This window comes from Kitasatospora sp. A2-31, from assembly GCF_022288725.1.
Lineage (GTDB): Bacteria > Actinomycetota > Actinomycetes > Streptomycetales > Streptomycetaceae > Kitasatospora.
The window spans coordinates 1-1,834 of sequence record NZ_JAKNTA010000112.1; the positions used below are offsets into that span (position 1 = coordinate 1).

A 1,834-nucleotide genomic window follows, 5' to 3' on the forward strand; every position below is an offset into this window, starting at 1 on the left:
CCTGGTCAAGGCACCCGGCCTGCCCGACATCGGCGGCGGCGACCAGCTCAAGCTGCTCGGCAACGACGTCATGCCGTTCTTCGACCAGGACGGCGTGCACGAGATCTACCGCAGCTGGCGGAAGATCCTGGACGAGTACCCGGGCCAGCGGATCGGCGTCGCAGAGGCGTGGACCCCGACCGTCCAGCGCACCGCCAACTACGTCCGGCCCGACGAGCTGCACCAGGCCTTCAACTTTCAGTACCTGGGCACCTCCTGGGCGGCGGACGAGCTGCGCGAGGTGATCGACCTCTCGCTCGACTCGATGCGCCCGGTCGACGCCCCCACCACCTGGGTGCTCTCCAACCACGACGTCACCCGGCACGCCACCCGGTTCGCCAACGAGCCCGGCCTCGGCACCCAGATCCGCACCCCCGGCGACCGCGCGCTCGGCCTGCGCCGCGCCCGCGCCGCCACCCTGCTGATGCTCGCGCTGCCCGGCTCGGCGTACCTCTACCAGGGCGAGGAGCTCGGCCTGCCGGACGTCACCGACCTGCCGGACGAGGTCCGCCAGGACCCGTCGTTCTTCCGCCAGGCCGGCCAGGACGGCTACCGCGACGGCTGCCGCGTGCCGATCCCGTGGTCCGGCACCGAGGCCCCGTACGGCTTCGGCCCGGTGGCCGGCGGCCCGAGCTGGCTGCCGCAGCCCGCCGAGTGGGCCGAGCTCAGCGTCGAGGCGCAGACCGGCGATCCGACGTCCACCCTGGAGCTGTACCGCAGCGCGCTGGCCGTCCGCCGCGCGCAGCCCGACCTCGGCGCCGGCACCGACGTCGAGTGGCTGGACAGCCCGGCCGGCACGCTGACGTTCCGCCGCGGCTCCTTCGTCTGCACCGTGAACACCACCGCCGAGCCCGTCCGGATACCGGCGCCCGGCCGCCTGCTGCTCTCCTCCGCGGACGCCGTGGTGGACGGCGGCGAGACGGTGCTCGCTCCGGACAGCACCGACTGGTGGGCGGTCTGACGTGGTTGCAATAGGCTCTGGGACCGTGACTACGGCGCGACTCTCAGACATCGCGGCGCAGGCGGGGGTCAGCGAAGCCACCGTCTCCCGCGTGCTCAACGGCAAGGCGAACGTCTCGGCCGCCACCCGGCAGACCGTGCTGGCGGCGCTCGACGTGCTCGGGTACGAGCGGCCGACCCGGCTGCGCCAGCGCAGTGCTGGCCTGATCGGGCTGATCACCCCCGAGCTGAGCAACCCGATCTTCCCCGCGCTGGCCCAGGTGATCGAGCAGGTGCTGAGCCGGCACGGCTACACGCCGGTGCTCTGCACCCAGACGCCGGGCGGGTCCACCGAGGACGAACTGGTGGAGATGCTGGTCGACCGCGGGGTGTCGGGCATCGTCTTCGTCTCGGGACTGCACGCCGACACCACCGCCGACCACGACCGGTACGCCCGGCTCATCGGCCGGCAGGTGCCGTTCGTGCTGATCAACGGCTTCAGCGAGAGGATCGACGCCCCGTTCATCTCGCCGGACGACCGCTCCGCGATGTGGATGGCCGTCCAGCACCTGGCCGAGCTCGGCCACGAGCGGATCGGTCTGGCCGTCGGCCAGCGCCGGTACGTGCCGGTGCTGCGCAAGATCGAGGGCTTCACCGCGGCCATGCGCGAGGTGCTCGGGCGGACCGAGGAGGAGGCCCGGGACCTCGTCCACCACACGCTGTTCAGCGTGGAGGGCGGGCACGCCGCCGCCGGCGCGCTGCTGGACAAGGGCTGCACGGCGATCGTCTGCGGCAGCGACATGATGGCGCTCGGCGCGATCCGCGCGGTGCGCCAGCGCGGGCTGAGCGTCCCCCA

2 protein-coding genes are annotated in these 1,834 nt (G+C 72.9%); both read left to right on the forward strand.

The genetic code is table 11. The annotated features are described in order from the left end of the window. A partial coding sequence (locus MCM47_RS39955; RefSeq protein WP_238951750.1) for an alpha-amylase family glycosyl hydrolase occupies positions 1–1,000 on the forward strand: 1,000 nt, incomplete at its 5' end. A 25-nt stretch (positions 1,001–1,025) separates the two neighbouring features. Continuing rightward, positions 1,026–1,834: LacI family DNA-binding transcriptional regulator (locus MCM47_RS39960; protein WP_238862633.1), on the forward strand; the 809-nt coding region annotated here is incomplete at its 3' end.